The organism is Saccharothrix sp. NRRL B-16314 (genome assembly GCF_000716595.1).
Lineage (GTDB): Bacteria > Actinomycetota > Actinomycetes > Mycobacteriales > Pseudonocardiaceae > Actinosynnema.
The window spans coordinates 392,163-409,949 of the sequence record NZ_JNXC01000002.1; the positions used below are offsets into that span (position 1 = coordinate 392,163).

Below are 17,787 nucleotides of genomic sequence, written 5' to 3' on the forward strand. Positions count from 1 at the left end.
ACGGATAACGCCACCGGGCGACTCGGGCGCATATTTCCCAATCCAGGGTGACGCAGATCACATATCTCAATTGAACCGCCCGTCGAACCGCCGCACCCGACGTTCGTAGTTCTTCTCCAGAAGGTGGAGCCGATCTTCAACAGGGGGTGCACGTGGTGCTCGCGGTCTCGGAACACGACGCCGGTGTGTGGGACGTCGCCACGATGTCCGGGCGGGCGGCCTACGTGACGATGTGCCTGGCCGCGTGCTGGGGCGTGCTGACCGCGACCGGCTGGGTCCGCAAGATCACCGGACGCGCGGCGCTGCTGAGCACGCACCAGGTGCTCGCGACTTTCGCCATGGCGAGCGCCGTGACGCACGTGTCGGCGTTGCTGGTGCTGGAGAGCGCGCCGCTGACGGCCTACCAGCTCGTGCTGCCGCTCGTCGGCGGCGGCGAAGTCCGGCACGCGTTGGGCGTGGTCGGTCTGGAACTCATGCTCGCCGCGTCGATCACGGCGGCACTCCGGCGGACGGTGTTCCACCGCAACTGGGTGCACCTGCACCGTCTCGCGTACGTCGGCGTGTGGCTGAGCGCGATGCACGCGTGGCTCGGCGCGGCTGCGGGCGGTCACGTCCCCGTGGTGTGGCTGGCGGGCATCACCGTGCTGATGCCCGCGATCACGGTGACCGTGTTGCGGTTCCTACCGCCGCCCCTGCTGGTGCGGCTGGGCGTGATCGCGGCCGACCCGCCCGTGGTCCGAGGCGGCCCGACCGGGGTGCGGGTCGCGGTCGACCACGAGCGGTGCCGGCACTACGCGCTGTGCCAGGCCCAGGCGCCCAAGGTGTTCCGGCTGCTGGACGACGGGCGGCTGCGCTACGCCCGCAACCCCGACGCCGAGCAGGCGCCGCAGGTGCGTGCGGCGGCACGGGTGTGCCCGGTACGCGCGATCCGGGTCGACGCGGTCGAGGTCGGCGGACCCTAGCCCTTCGCCAGCGTCGGGTTGCGCACCGGGGAGCCCGTGCCGACCGGCGAAATCGGCAGCAGCGTGCGACCGGTGGGCCCGACCTCGATGTCGGTGCCCATCGCCGGGCACACACCGCAGTCGAAGCACGGCGTCCAGCGGCAGTCGTCCTGCTCGCGCTCGTCCAGCGCGTCCTGCCAGTCCGACCAGAGCCACTCCTTGTCCAGCCCCGAGTCGAGGTGGTCCCAGGGCAGGACTTCCAGCTCCTCGCGCTCCCGCGTGGTGAACCAGTCCAGGTCCACGCCCAGCGGGGTCAGCTCGGTCTCGGCGGCCTTGACCCAGCGGTCGTAGGAGAAGTGCTCGGACCAGCCGTCGAACCGGCCGCCCTCGCGCCACACCCGTTCGATCACCAGGCCGATGCGCCGGTCGCCGCGCGACAGCAGGCCTTCGATCAGCGACGGCTTGCCGTCGTGGTAGCGCATGCCGATGTTGCGGCCCAGCCCGCGGTCGGAGTTCACCGCGTCGCGCAGCTTGCGCAGCCGGTCGTCCACGGTCGCCGGGTCGCACTGCGCGGCCCACTGGAACGGGGTGTGCGGCTTGGGCACGAACCCGCCGATGGAGATCGTGCAGCGGATGTCCTTGCGGCCCGACACCTCGCGGCCCGCGCGGATCACGTTCTTCGCCATCTCGGCGATCTGGAGCACGTCGTCGTCGGTCTCGGTGGGCAGGCCGCACATGAAGTACAGCTTCACCTGCCGCCAGCCCGCGCTGAACGCCGCGCTGACGGTGCGGATGAGGTCTTCCTCCGACACCATCTTGTTGATCACGCGGCGGAGGCGTTCGCTGCCGCCCTCCGGGGCGAACGTCAGGCCCGAGCGGCGGCCGTTGCGCGACAGCTCGTTGGCCAGGTCGATGTTGAACGCGTCGACGCGCGTGCTGGGCAGCGACAGACCCGTGTTCGTGCCCTCGTAGCGGTCCGCGAGGCCCTTGGTGATCTCGGCGATCTCCGAGTGGTCCGCGCTGGACAGCGACAGCAGGCCGACCTCTTCGAACCCGGTCGCCTCAAGGCCGCGCTGCACCATCGCGCCGATGCCCTCGATGGACCGCTCCCGCACCGGGCGGGTGATCATGCCCGCCTGGCAGAACCGGCAGCCGCGCGTGCAACCGCGGAAGATCTCCACGCTCATCCGCTCGTGCACGCTCTCCGCGAGCGGCACCAGCGGCTGCTTCGGGTACGGCCACGCGTCCAGGTCCATCGTGGTCCGCTTGAACACCCGGTACGGCACCCGCTCGCGGTTCGGCACCACGCGCTGGATGCGACCGTCGGGCAGGTACTCCACGTCGTAGAAGCGCGGCACGTAGATGCCGCCCGTCTCGGCGAGCCTGGTCAGCACCTCGTCGCGCCCGCCGGGGCAGCCCTCGGCCTTCCACGCGCGGACGATGTCCGTGATCTCCAGGACGGCTTCCTCGCCGTCACCGAGCACGGCGGCGTCCACGAACGGCGAGATCGGCTCCGGGTTGAACGCCGCGTGCCCACCGGCCACCACGATCGGGTGGTCCTCGGTGCGGTCGGCGGCGTGGATCGGGATGCCCGCCAGGTCCAGCGCGTTGAGCAGGTTCGTGTAGCCCAGCTCGGTGGCGAAGCTCACCCCGAACACGTCGAACGCGGCCACGGGCCGGTGCGCGTCCACGGTGAACTGCGGTACGCCGTTCTCTCGCATCAGCTTCTCGAGGTCGGGCCACACCGCGTAGGTCCGCTCGGCCAGCACGTCCGGCAGCTCGTTGAGGACCTCGTACAAAATCATGACGCCCTGGTTGGGCAGACCGACCTCGTAGGCGTCCGGGTACATCAGGGCCCACCGCACGGCGGCGGCGTCCCAGTCCTTGACGGTGGCGTTGAGTTCCCCGCCGACGTATTGCACCGGCTTGGACACCCTCGGCAGCAGGGGCTCAAGGGCGGGGAAGACCGACTCGACACTCACTGTTTCAGGGTAACGGCAGCACCCGGGGGAGTCAGAACAGCGGTCCGGTGATGGTGAGGCCGAGCTCGGAGCCCGCGCCCGCGTACAGGCCGAAGAACATCAAGGCGCCGCCCGCGAGGGCCAGGTCCTTGTTGAACTGGATCATCTCCATCTGCTTGGCCTGCGGGTCGGTCTCCTTCCAGAAGTTGTGCATGAGGAACGCCGTCGGGATCAGGAAGAGCGCCAGGAGCAGCGCGCCAAGGTCGGCCCACACGCCCAGGAGCAGCATCAACCCGCCGACGACCATCAGCACGCCACTGCCGAGCGTCGCCGCTTTCGCCGACGGCACCCCCTTCGACGAGGCGTAGCCGGCCATCGCCTCGGTCTGGGTGAGGTGGCCGAACGCTGAGCCGAAGAACAGGAACACGAACAGGATGCGGCCGATCAGCGCGATGATGTCCATGACGACCTCCGGTACTCGGGGTTCGTCCAGTGTTCGCCCAGGTCAGGCCAACAGCAACTTGCCGAGCCGCCGTGCCGCGACAACCACCCCGATGCACACCATCACGGCGAAGTACGCGACGTGGACGAGCGCGCCCCAGCCGATGTACCCCGTGGTCAGCGCCCTCATCAGCTCGATCGCGTGGTACAGGGGCGTCCACTGGACCACGGTCTGGAGCCAGCCCGGGTAGACCGACAGCGGGTAGAAGGTCGTCGAGAACAGGAACAGCGGCATCACGGCCAGCTGCACCAGGTCGAAGTCCTGCCAGGACCGCAGGTAGGTGGACACGGCCATGCCGACCGCCGCGAACCCCAGCGCGACCAGCAGGCACGCCGGCAGCGCCAGCAGCGCCCACGGCGAGTCGATCAGCCCGAACCCGAGCATGACCACGATGAACCCGCCGGAGTAGATGCCGCCGCGGATCAGGCACCAGGTGGCCTCACCGACCGCGATGTCGACCGGGCCGAGCGGCGTGGCCAGCACGGCGTCGTACGTCTTGGCGTACTTGAACTTGAAGAACAGGTTGAACGTCGCCTCGAACACGGCGCCGTTCATCGCCGACGCGGCCAGCAGGGCCGGCGCCACGTACGCGGCGTAGGGCATCGGCCCGCCGGGGCCCTCGACGGTGGTGACCAGCTGCCCCAGGCCGAAGCCGAGCGAGAACAGGAAGAACAGCGGTTCGAAGAACCCGGAGAACACCTGTAGCCAGGCCCGCTTGTTGACCACGTAGGACCGCTCGACCAGGGTGTGCGCGCGGCCCGCGTACAGCCCTGGCGGGATGATCCGGACGAGCAGGCCGCTGCCGTTCCTGGGCGCGACCTGCCGGCTCGCGGTGTCCGAGCGGTCGGTTCGCGGCGCCCGGGTGGAGGACTCGCGGTTCATACGGCCAGCCTCCGGTGGAAGTAGCGGCGGCCCAGGACGACGCCGAGCGCGATCAGCGCGCACAGGTAGGCGACGTGGCCGAGGGCGGGCAGCAGGCGCAGGGTGCCGAACGTGACGCCGCGCGCGAGTTCGATGCCGTGCCAGACCGGGGTGACCCAGGCCAGCGGGTGGATCCAGTCCGGCAGCTGGCTCATCGGGTAGAAACCGCCGGTGAACAGGGTCATCGGCATCACCAGGAAGCGGAAGATCGCGTTGAACGAGTCCGGTTTCTCCCTGGTCGCGGTGTAGGCGACGGCGGGCGCGCTGAACGCCATGCCGGCGAGCACCGCGAACGGCACCGCCAGCAGCGCCGACGGGCTGGTGATCGCGCCCAGGGCGACGGCGATGCCCAGGAACACGATCGCGCCGGCGGCCAGGCGCACCGCGTTCCACAGCAGCTGGCCGTAGAGGACCTGGGTCGACGTGAGCGGAGAGGACACCATCGCGAAGTACGTGCGCTGCCACTTGAACGCCGCGAACACCGACCAGGTGGACTCGAACATGGAGTTCTGCACGGCGGTGATCACCAGCAGCGCCGGCGCCAGGAACACCACGTACCGGTAGCCGTCGGTGGCCTCGCCCACCTGCACCTGCGAGCCGAAGCCGACGCCCATCGCCAGCAGGAACAGCACCGGCTGGAGGAAGCTGGAGATGACCGTGGCGCGCCAGTTGCGGCGGTACCAGGTCCAGTGGTTCTCCACCACGAGCAGCGCGGCCCGCCACGAGCCGACCACCCGCGCGCCGGTCACGACCGGCTCCGTCAGGTTCGGGTCCGTCACGTTCGGGTCCTCGAGATTCGGGTCCTTGGAATTCGGGTCCTGGAGGTTCGGGTCCCCGGTCCTCGTCAGTCGGGTGCTCATCAGTCCACCAACGTCCGACCGGTCAGGCGCAGGAAGACGTCCTCCAGCGTGCTGCGGCGCACCAGGCTCGACACCGGCCGCACGCCGCGGGCGTGGGCCGCCGACAACGCCGCCTCGCCGTCCGCGGTGTAGAGCAGCACCCGGTCGGGCAGGATCTCGACCCGTTCGGCCAGGTCACGCACCTCGTCGGCGCTCTGCTCGCCGGGCGGGAACCGCAGCTCCAGGACCTCTTTGGTCGAGTACTGGCGGATCAGCTCGGACGGCGAGCCCTCGGCCGCGATCCGGCCGCCGTCCATCACCACCAGCCGGTCGCACAGCTGCTCGGCCTCGTCCATGTAGTGCGTGGTGATGATGAGCGTGACGCCGGACTGCTTGAGCCGGAACAGCCGGTCCCACAGCAGGTGGCGGGCCTGCGGGTCGAGGCCGGTGGTCGGCTCGTCGAGCAGCAGCAGGTCCGGGTCGTTGACCAGGGAGCGGGCGATGGTGAGCCGCCGCTTCATCCCGCCGGACAGCGGCTCGACCTCGGCGTCGGCGCGGTCGCTGAGCTGGGCGAACTCCATCAGCTCCACGGCGCGCTCGCGCACCGCGGCCCGGGACAGGCCGAAGTAGCGGCCGTAGACCTGGAGGTTCTGCCGGATGGTCAGCTCGGTGTCGAGGTTGTCCTGCTGCGGCACCACGCCGATGCGGGCGCGGATCTTCGGGCCGTCGACGTCCGGGTCCATGCCCAGGACGCTGAGCTCTCCGCCGGTGCGCGGTGAGACGCACGAGACCATCCGCATGGTCGAGGACTTGCCCGCGCCGTTCGGGCCGAGGAAGCCGAACGCCTCGCCCTTGCTGACTTCGACGTCGATGCCCCGGACGGCTTCGAAGGAGCCGAAGTGCTTGGTCAGGCCCTTGGCGTGGACGAGGGTGGAGGTCACGCGCGTCACGTTAGCCGCGGGGTCCGACAATCCTGGAACGCTTTTAGGCTGGGTGGCGTGGAAATCGACCTGACCTGGCCGTCCGCGGCCGACGAACGACTTCGGGCCGAAGTGCACGCGGTGCTGCACGCGGTGGTGGCGGCGGGTGGCGCGATCGGCTGGGTGGACCCGCCGGTGCGGGCGCAGACCGACGCGTGGCTGGACCGCGTGCTCGGGTCGCCGGGTGACGGCGCGCTCGTCGTGGCCCGTGTGGACGGTGTGGTGCGCGGCACGGCGACGTGGAAGCGGTCGAGCAGCGAGGTGTTCGCGCACATGGCCGAACTGCGGCGGGTGACGGCGCACCCGGAGGCGCGTGGGCTCGGACTGGGTTCGCGGTTGGTCGGCGCGGTCATCGAGCACGCCCGTGCGGCCGGGCTGGAGATGTTGACGCTCGGCGTGCGGGGCAACAACCACGGCGCGATCCAGCTGTACGAGAGCCTGGGCTTCCGCGAGTGGGGTCGGCTGCCGAACGTGATCGCGGTCGGCGACGTGCGGTTCGACGACGTCCGCATGTACCTGCAGTTGGGCCACCGCGACGGCGTCGTGCTGCACGGTTCGGCCGCCGGCGGCCTCGGCTCGTCACCGCCCCGGAAGCCGGCGGGCGACCGCGCCTAGTGGCTCACCCGGTGAGGGTGCTCTGGGCCCAGTTCGAGGTGCCGTCGAGCTTGGCCGCCGCCACTTCGACGTCGCCCGTCAGGACGGACTGGTCGACCTCGTAGTCGTAGCCCTCGAAGCCGCTCTCCTCCACGACCACCCGTCCGATCCGGTACGCCTCCGTCATGATCGACAGTGCGTCGGGTCCGGAGTGGCGGTAGGCGATGGAGAGGGCGGCCGAGTCCCCGTCGTAGTCGAGCTGCACCCGACCGACGGGTCCGACTCGGTCCAGGGTCAGGCAGTAGAGGTACTCCTCGGTGGTCACCGGACCGACCTCACGCGCCGTCCGCCCCACGATCCGCTCCCAGACGGCACGCTGGTCGGCCGTCAGCGTCATCGGCTCGGGCTCGGCGCCAGGGTCGTAGGCGGCGTTGAGCTCTGCCAACGTCTCGTCGAGGGTGTGGCCCGGCCGCACCCGCTGGAAGAGGATGTCGTAGGTCACGGACCTCAGCGTAAAGGCCCGGACCCCGTGGAGGTCCGGGCCTTCACGGCGCGAGCTCAGACGTTCGGGAACCAGAGCTTGATCTCGCGCTCGGCCGACTCCGGCGAGTCCGAGCCGTGCACGAGGTTGAACTGGACCTCCAGGCCGAAGTCGCCCCGGATCGTGCCCGGCGTGGCCTTCTCGACCGGGTCGGTGCCGCCGGCCAGCTGGCGGAACGCCGCGATCGCCCGGGAGCCCTCGACCACCATGGCGACCAGCGGGCCGCCGGTGATGAAGTCCACCAGGTCCTTGTAGAAGGACTTGCCGTCGTGCTCGGCGTAGTGCTGCTCGGCGGTCGCGCGGTCCACGGTGCGCAGTTCGAGAGCGGCCAGGGTGAGGCCCTTGCGCTCGATGCGGGAGATGACCTCGCCGACCAGGCCGCGGCTGACGCCGTCGGGCTTGACCAGGACCAGGGTGCGCTCGCTCACGGCGGTCAGTACTCCTTCGTACGGGATTGTGCAACTCCGGTAGAGGGTAGCCGGAGCTGCGATAGTGCCCGCCGTGACCACCGGGAAGACCCACCTCGGGTCGACGCTGACCGTCGCGGCCGTGCTGTTCGTGCTGCTGCGGCTGCTCGCGGTGACGCGCTACGACTGGCACACGACGTTACGACACCGAATACCGCAGTGCTGTCTGCCGTGGTGGACCAGCCAGTCAGGTTGGGTGCCGGTGCCGAGCCAAGTCCTGGTCACCTCGATGCGCCGATGGCCATCACCTCCATCTCAGGCGGACTCCTCGATGGCGGCTCCTTCCGGGCTGCTCTGCTCCCACGCCAAGCTGAACAACGACAGCGCGAGGTCGTAGATCAAGCTTGATTGCCGGGCGGCGATGCAAGGCGAGTGACGACCATGCGCCGATCCGCTGTACAACGTCAGGTACGCGACCTCGTTCGTGACGATCACCCGGTACCTGTTCGGCAGGTTGTAGAAGCGCAGCGACGCATTGCCGTGGCGGTGGGCCGCAGCAGCCACGTAGTTCGCGTTGGCACGGACCTGCTCAGCGAGGAATCCGGACGCGAACGCCGGATCCGCCCGCCGCACGTCCTCCTCACGCTTGGCCAACCACGAGTGCGGGCTCGAACGCAGGTCAGGCAGCAGTACCTGCACCACCTGCTGCGGCCGCGTCCCTCCCGCCCAAACGGAGGTGAACGTGTCGCGGGTCAACTCGTTCCCGCGGCCTGCCAGCACGCGGATCCAGTGCGCTCTCGTCAGATCACGTGCGAGATCCGGCCCGGCGAGTTCCTGGCGCTGGTAGACGTGTTGCACGGGAAGACCGGCGATGCTCGAGAACAAAGCCGTCAACGATCGCCTGACGCGTTTGGAGAGCGCCCATCCGCACGCGACGGTGAGACAGGTCGCGACCAGGGAACTGGCGGTCGCCAAGACGAAGTCGACCATCCCGTCTCACCCGACCAGGTAAGGGATCAGGCTGCGGAGTACGACGGCCGCGTTCCTGGACGCGACTTCGTGCGCGTCGTCGTCCTTCTGCTCATCGGCGAGGTCGGAAATTCCTCGGACGACGACCCAGGATCGGCTTCCGGCCTCGTGGCAGAACTGACCCAGCCCGTCGGACTCCATGTCCACGGCCAGTACCTTGTCGTTGAACTCCCTCAGGTATCGGCGCTCCGAGGCGTTGCCGGTGGCGATCACGACGTTGCCGGAGCCGATCAGGCCGGAGTACGCCAGGAAGTCGCCGATCGTGGCCGGCTCCCCCAGCGTGGAGAAGAAGTCGTCGACGGCACGCCCCACAGACGCGGGAGCTTCCCAGTGGCGACCTCTGTACTGCGTGCCATGCGGGGTCTTCTTCTGCAGGTCGTAACCCACCACCTTGGTGGCCACCACGACGTCCCCGATGCGCTGCCCCGGATCGATCGCGCCCGCGATACCCGCCAATACCAGCACCTCCGGCGAGAAGTTGTGAACCAGTCGCCGTGCCGCGTCCATCGCGGCGCCTTGGCCCTGACCGTGTGTCCGCACGGCCACGACGCGGCTGAACCGCGCGTCCGAGTAGAAGCCGTCGTCGAGCGGCGACAGGTCGAGCACGTCGCGAACCGCACGGGTTTCGGCCGGAGTCATGGTGATCACTCCGATGCCGTGCCCCTCTTCCCGCTTCTCCGGCGGACGTGGAGCAGAAGGACCTACCGATGCTCCCGGACCGATGGCGCTGCCGGTAATCGTATTCCCGTCCCCGGTCAGCATTGCACCTTCAACCCTTATTCTCATGTTCATCACACACCTCCTGAGAAGCTGTCAGGAATATTGGTCCCTGCCTGGTTCACCGTGGCACCCGAACCTATCGATGAGCCTTCGATGTTGAGACTTCCCGCGCTGAAGACATTGGCGTTGATGACGGTGTTCATGTGTCGCTCGAACGCGGAGACGTCCATCCCCTTCATCTTGAGGAACTCGATGATGCCTTCGAACATCGGGTTGAGTATGAAGTTCTTGTTCTCCGCGATCTCCTGCACATCATCGGCGAAGTGCCGCTCGCGCCTCACCCGCTGCAACTCCTGACGGATGCTGACACGGGCGCCGATCACCGAGTTCCGCTTCGAGACGAGCGTACGATCTTTCCGGGCGTACCATGCACGGGCAGCAACCCAGGGCGCTGCGCCGAGGTGCCATGACTGACCGAATTCGCGCGGAAGATCGTGTAGTGCACGGAAGGCCGAGCGGACAACTTCTCCGACGCCGTTCCGCCGGTACGCGTCGACTACCTTGAATTCTTCCGGCAGGCTCGTGAGCATACCCAAGGAGAAATCGATGTTGAGCGTGCGCGCCCTCAGCGTCAGGTTCACGAAGATCGTCGTCACCACTTCACCGGATCTACTGACACCGATTTCCAGGTAGTGCTTGACCGGGCTGTCCGGGTTGGCAATGATCTGTTCCACTTCATCGGCGGTCGGCTCGTTGAGCAAAAGGTTCCGAACTGCCGCGACGTGCTCTTCCGCGACGAAGAGCCGGTCTCGCACGTGCAACCCAGACAATCCCGGCCCTTCCTGGAAACCACTCAGCTCGGTGGCCGCTTTTCGCAGGTAACGTATGAGTTCAGGTGCGTCAAAACGCGGATGGTCGCTTGCGATGAACTCGGGCTCCCTGGCTGCGGCCCGCACCAGTTGAATTGACTGCGGTGGCCACCGGTGCACGAATCCGCTGCCGACGAAAGGGCTCGGGGTACTCTGACTGGAATAGCGGTGGCCGTACACCACCAAAGTGCTCGCTTGCTGGGCGTCGACTACTTCGGATCGCTTGCACAGCCGGGTCGGTCGGAGGTTCGCTGTCCGATGCAGCCGGTTCACGGCGAATTGTTGCGTCACGCCCGTGGCCATCGCGAAAGCAGCGGCCAGGAGCAGCGTCAGCATTCCTTGGGGCAGCGCGGCCGCCAGGGAGGAAGGCCCCAACTCCACGACGGCCACCACTACGGATGCGAGCACCACACATTCGCCCAGGTCCAACCAGAACCGGCGCTTCTGCTCTCGCAACTCCTGCGCGTCGTCGTCCGACTCCACCCTGGCCCGCCACTTGCGACCCCACGACCTCCCCTGAAGGTTGAGAAGTACCACGAACGCGGACAGCACGTCCGTCACCGAGCGCAGCGACAAGATGGCAAAAGCGGCCAGAACGGTCGCCATGACGTTGGTCGACATCCCTGCCGCGAACAACGCGACCAGGCACAGCTGGTATGCGGTGCCCAGCGCCCATGCGCGCCTGGCGTGCTCCACCACGGCGACGAGGTCGAACCCATAGGACGGCGCGACCCGGTGCCGGCAGTCGTTGTGCACGTCGCGGATGACCAGGTCGCGGAACTCGCGGTTGAGGTAGACACCGGCACACATACGTCGGGTGGCCGTGCTCTGGCGATCGTCGCGCACTCCGGCGGGAGTCGTCGCGTCCGTGCCCATCTCGCACCTCCGTACTATAGGTCATCTTGACTATAAGTACGGCCCTAGTTCAGGTCAATCCGACCCTTAGGGGTATGGTGAGGTGGTGATCAGGGATGTCGCCCTAGCTCGCCACGCCACCGGTGTCGCGGTGACGGTGGACCTGGTGATCTTCACCATCCGGGACGACAGGTTGCAGGTGTTGCTGGTGGAGCGGGGGAAGCAGCCGTTCCTAGGTATGTCCGCACTGCCTGGCGGGTACGTCCGCGATGGCGAGACGCTCGACCGCACCGCAATGCGCGAGCTGAACGAGGAGACCGGCCTCGACGGTCGGCGGCTGCACTTGGAGCAGCTGAAGGCGTACGGCGATCCCGGACGCGACCCGCGCGGCCGGGTGATCACCGTGGCGTACCTGGCTCTGGTGCCGAACCTCTCCGCACCGGTGGCCGGCACCGACGCCAGGGCTGCGCGGTGGGTTCCGGTGGAATCGGTCGACTTCGACGAACTCGCCTTCGATCACGCCATGATCTTGCGTGAGGCACTTGAGCGAGCGCGATCTCGACTGGAGTACACGACAATCGCCACCGCCTTCTGCACCGAGCCGTTCAGCATCAGCGACCTCCGGCGCGTGTACGAGGTCGTGTGGGGGTTCCCGCTCGATCCGAGCAACTTCCGCCGCAAGGTCACGGGAGCGGAGCACTTCCTCATCGCTACTGGCCAGCGCAGCACACCTGAGATCGGCCGACCTGCCGCGCTCTACCGCAGGGGATCGGCCCAACTTCTCTTCCCGCCGTTGATGCGTTCGGGCTGAACGCGACTGGGTTCCGAAGGAACGGCGGGCGGACGCCGCGGGCCGAATGCCGGAAGGTGGAGTAGACGGCACGGCGGGTCTGCCTCTTCTGAGGGCGCGGCGGCGCACCGACACTCCGCGCGTTCCTCCGACAGTCTGGGTTCCTGAAAGTGCTCGGCGCGCAGGAGCGGGAGTTCCGCATCCTGCGCGCCGAGGAGGTCCGGTCACGCGTCGAACTGGCCGACCACTAGCGGGTCAGGACGACCACCGATCGGGCGGGGACGGTGACCGTGCCGTTGGCGACCGTGGCCTTGTCGCCGGTCAGGGCGTGGTTCTGCCAGGTGCCCTCGGCCGTGACGGACTTCTCCGCCGGGTACGGGTTGACGATCACCAGGATGCCGTTCAGGGCCGGGTCGGTGTCCGGGCCGACGGTGTCGTCCAGGAGCGCGACGACGACACCCGGCTCGGCCGCCGGGAACGACAGCTTCTGCTGCACCAGCGCCGCGTCGTTCAAGGTGAACAGCGGCGAGGACTTGCGGATGCGCAGCAACTCCAGGGTGTCGCCCAGAGCGGCCCGCATGTCGGCCGTGGCGGGCTTCAGCGCGGTGTTGGACAACAACGGCGCGGCGTAGGGCCACTTGTCCTCGTTGTCCGCCGCCGGGGGCAGGCCGCGGCCGAAGCCGTTGTCCCGCAACGACGGGTCGTAACGGTTGAACCAGTCACCCGAGTCGTAGCTGTTGCGGTCCAACGACTTCGAGCGCAGGAACTCCGCACCGGCGTGCATGAACGGCTGTCCCTGGCCGAGCAGCACGGGCGCTAGCGCCACCTTCTGCATCCGGACGCGGTCGTCCATCGACGTGGTCGCGGGCAGCTTGTAGGTCTGCGAGTCGAACAGCGTCTCGTTGTCGTGCGCGTCGACGTACGTGATCACGTCGGCCGGCGCGCCCGTGTACCCGGCGGGCGACCCGTTGTACGACACGTCACGGCCGGAGATCACGCCACCGGCCGTGGACTGGAACCGGTACGACGCCATGTTGCCCGCCATGCCCAGCTTCACCAGGTCGCTGTAGTTCGCCAGCCGCGCGGCCACGTCGCCGTTCGCGGGCGTGCCGTTCAGGTCGCCCGCCAGACCGGACGCCAGCCCCTGCACGCGGGGATCGGCGTCGAACGGCCCGCCGCCGCGCACCGCGTCACGCAGCCGGTCGCTGAACGTCCCGATGCCCGTCCCGGCCATGTTCGCCTGCGTGGCCTGCTCGAACCGGGCGTTGCCGGCGACCTCGCCGAAGTCCCAGCCCTCGCCGTAGATCCGGATCTTCCGCCCGTCGACACCGTCCGCGTCGACGGTCAACGCGTCCAGCGCCGCCCGCACGGCCAGGATGTTCGCCTTCGGGTGGTGGCCCATCAGGTCGAACCGGAAACCGTCCACCTTGTACAGCTTCGCCCACCGCACCACCGAGTCCACGACGAGCTTGCCCATCATGGCGTTCTCGGTGGCGGTGTTCGCGCAGCACGTGGAGTTGGCGACCGTGCCGTCGAGGTTCAGCCGCTGGTAGTAGCCCGGCACGACCTTGTCCAGCACGGACGTCGGCGCGTCACCGGAGGAGGCGGTGTGGTTGTAGACCACGTCGACCACCACGCGGTTGCCGTTGTCGTGCAACGACTTCACCATCTCGCGGTACTGCCTGGAGCGGGCCCACCCGGTCTGCGCGTCGTCCGTGGCGTAGGAGCCCTCGGGCACGTCGTAGTGGTACGGGTCGTAGCCCCAGTTGAAGCCGTCCTTCGCGGCCACCCCCGCCAGGCACTCCTGCTGCGCCGGGGAGTCCGCCGGGGACGACGCCAGGTCGCACGCCGGTTCCTGCTGGTCCGAGCGCTTCTCGGGGATGGTCGCGATGTCGAACGTCGGCAGCAGGTGCACCGTGTCCAGACCCTCGGCGGCCAACTCCCGCAGGTGGGTCATGCCGGTGGACGAGGAGTGCGTGAACGCGCGGTACGTGCCCCGGTCGCCTGCCGGCACGGACTCGTCACCGACCGAGAAGTCCCGCACGTGCAGTTCGGTGATGCCGTGCTCGGTCGGGTCGCCGTCCAGGCCTCGGGCGACGTGCCCGGACCAGTCGGCGGGCATGGTGCGCGCGTCACCGAGGTCGGCGAACTGCGAGTGCGTGGAGTTCACCGCCAGCGCCACCGAGTACGGGTCGGTCACGGTCACCGCGCGCCCGGCGACGGTCACCTCGTACAGGTAGAACTTGTCCCGCCACGCCCCGGACGCCGTCCACGAGCCGGACGCGTCGTCCCGCGACATGTCCACGGTCGTGGCCGCGCCACCGGGCTGGTCGAACACCTGGAGCTTCACCGAGGAGGCCGTGGGCGCCCACAGCCGCGCCGTCACGTTGTCACCGTCGAACGTCGGCCCGTAGGCCAACTGCGCGGCGGCTCCGGCGAACCGGTCGTCCAGCACACCGGCGATCTGCACGCCCGTGCGGTGCCGCAGACCACCGCCGGCGTCGACGTGCACGGCGGACAGCTTGCCGCGCAACGCCTCGTCAAGCCGTGCGCCGTCACGCACCCGGAACACCGGCTTCCCCTGCAGGTGCGGGAACTTCGCCGGGACGGCGTCCGACGACGGCTCCAGCCTCAGCACCTTGCCGTCGTACTCCAGCCGGTAGCCGTCGTTCGCCACCACCGGCACGTCCCACACCACCAGGTCCTTCGACACCCAGACGGCCTTGGCCCTGGTCAGGTCGTCCTCGACGCCCGCACCGCCCGACGGCGGCAGCACGTAGGAGATCGACCCGTCCGGCCTGGTCGAGCCGGAGACGTACCAGACCTCGTAGCCGGTGCCCGTGACGTCGAGGAACTGGTCCGGGCCCGGGTCCTTGGCGTCGCCCTTGTGGATGATGTTGTTCAGCCCGGACGCGCCCGGCGCGAGCGGCACCGACCAGTACACGCCGAACCCGTCCGTGCCGTCCGGCACGCGTGACTCGTTCCAGCCCGGACTCGGCTCCAGCGAACCGGTCCAGTGGTAGAGCGCCCAGTCCGCGTAGTCGCCGGCCGGCCGGTTGTAGTGGATCACCGCGCGGTTCTGCGCGGCGGCGAGGCTCGCGAACACCTTGTCGCCGTTGACCCACGCGTGCCCGGCCGTGCGACCGGACGCTTCGACCGCGTCGCCGCGCACCACGGAGAACTCGACGGGCGCGGTCGCCGGGATGGTCGCCACTCCCCCGGTGAACGGGTGGTCGGCACCGCCCGCGCGCACCACGAGACCCGTGGCGTCACCGGTGTGCGTCACCACGGCCTGGCCGGTGGCGGCGACCTCGGTCGCGTGCACCGCGGTCTGCCCCTGCTTCAACCACACCTGGGGCGTCGCGCTCGGGTCGATGAACCGGTCGCCGTCGGTGTCCTTCTCGTCGCCGCGGTGGGCGATGACGCCGACCGATCTCGCGCCCGGCTTGAGCTTGACCCAGGCGAACCGGCCGTACGGCGTCTCACCGGCGAACGGCAGCGGCGCGTCCCACGTCGGCGCGTTCTCGACGTCGCCCCACACGTGCAGGCCCCACCCGTCGTAGTCGCCGGCCGGGCGGTTGTAGTGCACGACCAGCCAGTCGGACGTCACCGCGCCGGGCGGCTCGACCTCCGGCGCGGCGACCAGCCCGATGCGGGCGGCGTCCGCGCCCAACGTGCCCTTGGCGTCCTTGGCCACGACCCTGAGCTCGACGTTCTTGCCCACGGCCGCACCCGGCACCGTGGCGAGGTCGGCGAACACCCGGTACGGAGCGGCGTCGTCGGTGCCGAGCACCTGCCAGTCGCGCTCACCCTCGACCCGCGCAGCGAACGTGGCCTGGGCGTACGGCGAGGTGACGCCGTCGGCGCGCAGTTCGACCCGGTCGTCCAGCACGGTGCCGACCGGCGGCACGGCCAACGTCGGCGTGGGCGCGGCGGCCTTGAGCTTGCCGGTCGACTTGAGCACCAGGGCGGACAGCGCGGGCACGGTCACGGTGACCTTGCCGTCGACCGGGTTCACCTGGGAACCCGCGGCGGGCCAGATCGGTCGGTAGCCCTTGCCCGCGGCGGGGACGTCGACGGTCGCGGGCGCGGTGCCGGCGTTGGCCACCACCAGGTGCTCGACCTGCTCGGTGCGGCCCGTGCGGCCGAACGCGATCACGTCACCCTGGGCGAGCTTGAGCGACTGGTTGCCGTCGCGCCACACCCGGTCCGCGTCCACGAACTTCGCCAGGTCCTTGAGCTGCCGGTACAACGGGTGGTCGGTGTTGAAGTTGTCCACCGCGCCGGTGCGGTCGCTGCCGACCAGGTCCTCGGCGGCGTACTCGGGGGTCTGCGAGGCGAACATGTCCTGCCGGGCGACCTTGTCGCCGCCGGTGCCCGCGAAACCCTGCTCGTCGCCGTAGTAGACGACCGGGTTGCCGCGCCACAGGTACATCAGGGCGTTGCCCAGCTCCAGCCGGTCCAGCAGCTCGGCCTCGGAGATGCCCGGACGGCTCTGCCGGACCATCCACGCGAGGCGGCCCATGTCGTGGTTGCCGAGGAACGTCGGCAGCGAGGAGGCGTTGGAGTCCGCGTCGGTGTACCGGTCGTCGTCCACCAGCACTTCACCGAGCCGTGCCGCGCCCTGGCCGGACAGGAACGTGGCCGCACCGCTCTGGAACGGGAAGTCGAGCGTGGCCTGCATCCGGCCCGTGGTGGTGTAACGGGAGGTGCGCGCCGGGTCGGCGTCGAACACCTCGCCGAAGACGAAGAAGTCCTTCTTGCCGCGCGACTCCGCGTACTGCTTCACGTGCGGGGCGAGGGCCTGCCAGAACTCCATGTTGACGTGCTTGACGGTGTCCACGCGGTAGCCGTCGATGCCCAGCGTGTCGATCCAGCTGGTGAAGATCCGCTTCATGCCGTCGACGACCACCGGGTGCTCGGTCATCAGGTCGTCCAGGCCGAAGAAGTCGCCGTACTCGTTGGACTCGCCGCTGAACGTCGAGTCGCCGCGGTTGTGGTAGAGCTGCGGGTCGTTCAGCCAGGCCGGGGTCTTCTCGCCCTTGACGACCGGCGTGTACGGCGCGGTCAGCTTCGGGAAGTCCTCCTGCCCGGCGATCGCCGCGATGTCTACCGGGTTGCCCTGCTCGTCCAGGTACGGCTGCGCGCCGGTGCCGACGTAGTCGTACTCGCCCTCGGCGTAGTCGATCAGGTCGGCGGTGTGGTTGGCGACGATGTCGAAGAAGACCTTGATGTCGCGGCGGTGCGCCTCGCGGATGAGCCGCCGCATGTCGTCGGTCGTGCCGAAGTGCGGGTCGAGCTTGGTGAAGTCGGTGGTCCAGTAGCCGTGGTAGCCGGCGGAGATGTCGGCGCCGGAGCCCTGCACCCAGCGGTTCTGGAACATCGGGGTCATCCAGATCGCAGTGATCCCCATGCCGTCCAGGTAGTCGATCTTGTCGTGCAGCCCCTTGAGGTCGCCACCGTGGTAGAAGCCCTTGTCGGCGGGGTCGTAGCCGCTCTTCAGCCGATCGGTCTCGGCCGTGCCGCCGCGGTCGTTGCGCGGGTCGCCGTTGGCGAACCGGTCGGGCATCACGAAGTAGAACCGCTCACCCGTGATGTCGGCCCGCAAGGCGTCCTTGGCCAGCGCCTTGTCGCCGCCCTGGACGCCGGGCGCGAGGTCCGTGACGGCGCCGACGGCGAGCCGTTGGACTTCGGGCGCGGCGCCGGTGGGTGGTGGTACGAACGGCACAACGGCCAGGGCGATGAGCGCGGCGACGGCCCGACGCATCGCGACCTCCTTGTCGCAAGAATTTGCAACCACACCCCGGCGGGAAGCCGGGGCGGGTTGCACAAAACCAC

At 69.0% G+C, this 17,787-nt stretch carries 14 protein-coding genes; 3 read left to right on the forward strand and 11 right to left on the reverse strand.

The annotated features are described in order from the left end of the window. The first annotated feature begins 155 nt into the window (after positions 1-155). Positions 156-962, forward strand: a complete 807-nt coding sequence (locus tag OQ02_RS06875) for a ferredoxin (RefSeq protein ID WP_231499896.1) — start codon at positions 156-158, stop codon at positions 960-962. Here the strand turns inward: OQ02_RS06875 and OQ02_RS06880 are convergent. From OQ02_RS06880 to OQ02_RS06900, 5 genes are read right to left on the reverse strand one after another with little or no spacing between them, the layout of a single operon-like run. Further along, the gene (locus OQ02_RS06880; protein ID WP_033437376.1) at positions 959-2,923 is read right to left on the reverse strand and encodes a TIGR03960 family B12-binding radical SAM protein; all 1,965 of its coding nucleotides are present in this window, start codon (positions 2,921-2,923) and stop codon (positions 959-961) included. The genes OQ02_RS06875 and OQ02_RS06880 overlap by 4 nt on opposite strands. 31 nt (positions 2,924-2,954) lie before the next feature. Then, a complete protein-coding gene (locus OQ02_RS06885; protein ID WP_033437377.1) occupies positions 2,955-3,365 on the reverse strand; it encodes a DoxX family protein in 411 nt (136 codons plus the stop codon). Positions 3,366-3,407: 42 nt separating this feature from the next. Then, positions 3,408-4,286, reverse strand: a complete 879-nt coding sequence (locus OQ02_RS06890; protein WP_081915433.1) for an ABC transporter permease — start codon at positions 4,284-4,286, stop codon at positions 3,408-3,410. Next, positions 4,283-5,185, reverse strand: coding sequence for an ABC transporter permease (locus OQ02_RS06895; protein ID WP_081915434.1), 903 nt, complete (start codon positions 5,183-5,185; stop codon positions 4,283-4,285). The genes OQ02_RS06890 and OQ02_RS06895 overlap by 4 nt, the downstream gene beginning before the upstream one ends. Continuing rightward, entirely contained in the window at positions 5,185-6,105 is a 921-nt protein-coding gene (locus tag OQ02_RS06900; protein WP_051772014.1) for an ABC transporter ATP-binding protein, read from the reverse strand. The genes OQ02_RS06895 and OQ02_RS06900 overlap by 1 nt, the downstream gene beginning before the upstream one ends. 57 nt (positions 6,106-6,162) lie before the next feature. Here OQ02_RS06900 and OQ02_RS06905 point away from each other — a divergent pair, with 57 nt between their 5' ends. Further along, complete coding sequence (locus OQ02_RS06905; RefSeq protein ID WP_033437379.1) at positions 6,163-6,759, forward strand: GNAT family N-acetyltransferase; 597 nt, start codon at positions 6,163-6,165, stop codon at positions 6,757-6,759. A gap of 4 nt (positions 6,760-6,763) precedes the next feature. Here the strand turns inward: OQ02_RS06905 and OQ02_RS06910 are convergent, their stop codons facing one another. From OQ02_RS06910 to OQ02_RS06930, 5 genes are all read right to left on the reverse strand, one after another. Further along, on the reverse strand, positions 6,764-7,240 hold the full coding sequence (locus OQ02_RS06910; protein WP_033437380.1) for a hypothetical protein: 477 nt from the start codon (positions 7,238-7,240) through the stop codon (positions 6,764-6,766). Between the two features lie 56 nt (positions 7,241-7,296). Beyond that, entirely contained in the window at positions 7,297-7,707 is a 411-nt protein-coding gene (gene ndk, locus OQ02_RS06915; protein WP_033437381.1) for a nucleoside-diphosphate kinase, read from the reverse strand. Between the two features lie 294 nt (positions 7,708-8,001). Next, positions 8,002-8,676 (reverse strand): hypothetical protein, encoded by a 675-nt coding sequence (locus OQ02_RS06920; RefSeq protein WP_033437382.1) that lies wholly within the window; start codon positions 8,674-8,676, stop codon positions 8,002-8,004. A gap of 6 nt (positions 8,677-8,682) precedes the next feature. Then, the gene (locus OQ02_RS06925) at positions 8,683-9,477 is read right to left on the reverse strand and encodes a 5'-methylthioadenosine/S-adenosylhomocysteine nucleosidase family protein (protein WP_197043229.1); all 795 of its coding nucleotides are present in this window, start codon (positions 9,475-9,477) and stop codon (positions 8,683-8,685) included. 29 nt (positions 9,478-9,506) lie between these two features. Beyond that, positions 9,507-11,180, reverse strand: coding sequence for a hypothetical protein (locus OQ02_RS06930; RefSeq protein WP_033437383.1), 1,674 nt, complete (start codon positions 11,178-11,180; stop codon positions 9,507-9,509). A gap of 88 nt (positions 11,181-11,268) precedes the next feature. Between OQ02_RS06930 and OQ02_RS06935 the strand changes: the two genes are divergently transcribed. Then, complete coding sequence (locus tag OQ02_RS06935; protein ID WP_033437477.1) at positions 11,269-11,970, forward strand: NUDIX hydrolase; 702 nt, start codon at positions 11,269-11,271, stop codon at positions 11,968-11,970. A gap of 226 nt (positions 11,971-12,196) precedes the next feature. On the opposite strand, the gene pulA is transcribed toward OQ02_RS06935, so the two are convergent. Continuing rightward, a complete protein-coding gene (pulA, locus tag OQ02_RS42225) occupies positions 12,197-17,716 on the reverse strand; it encodes a pullulanase-type alpha-1,6-glucosidase (RefSeq protein WP_081915437.1) in 5,520 nt (1,839 codons plus the stop codon). Positions 17,717-17,787: the final 71 nt, after the last annotated feature.

Coding starts and splice junctions, on each gene's coding strand:
- OQ02_RS06920 (WP_033437382.1), bottom strand. CDS start 8,676: ATGGTCGACTTCGTCTTGGCGACCGCCAGTTCCCTGGTCGCGACCTGT.
- pulA (WP_081915437.1), bottom strand. CDS start 17,716: ATGCGTCGGGCCGTCGCCGCGCTCATCGCCCTGGCCGTTGTGCCGTTC.
- OQ02_RS06885 (WP_033437377.1), bottom strand. CDS start 3,365: ATGGACATCATCGCGCTGATCGGCCGCATCCTGTTCGTGTTCCTGTTC.
- OQ02_RS06895 (WP_081915434.1), bottom strand. CDS start 5,185: ATGAGCACCCGACTGACGAGGACCGGGGACCCGAACCTCCAGGACCCG.
- OQ02_RS06925 (WP_197043229.1), bottom strand. CDS start 9,477: ATGCTGACCGGGGACGGGAATACGATTACCGGCAGCGCCATCGGTCCG.
- OQ02_RS06890 (WP_081915433.1), bottom strand. CDS start 4,286: ATGAACCGCGAGTCCTCCACCCGGGCGCCGCGAACCGACCGCTCGGAC.
- OQ02_RS06930 (WP_033437383.1), bottom strand. CDS start 11,180: ATGGGCACGGACGCGACGACTCCCGCCGGAGTGCGCGACGATCGCCAG.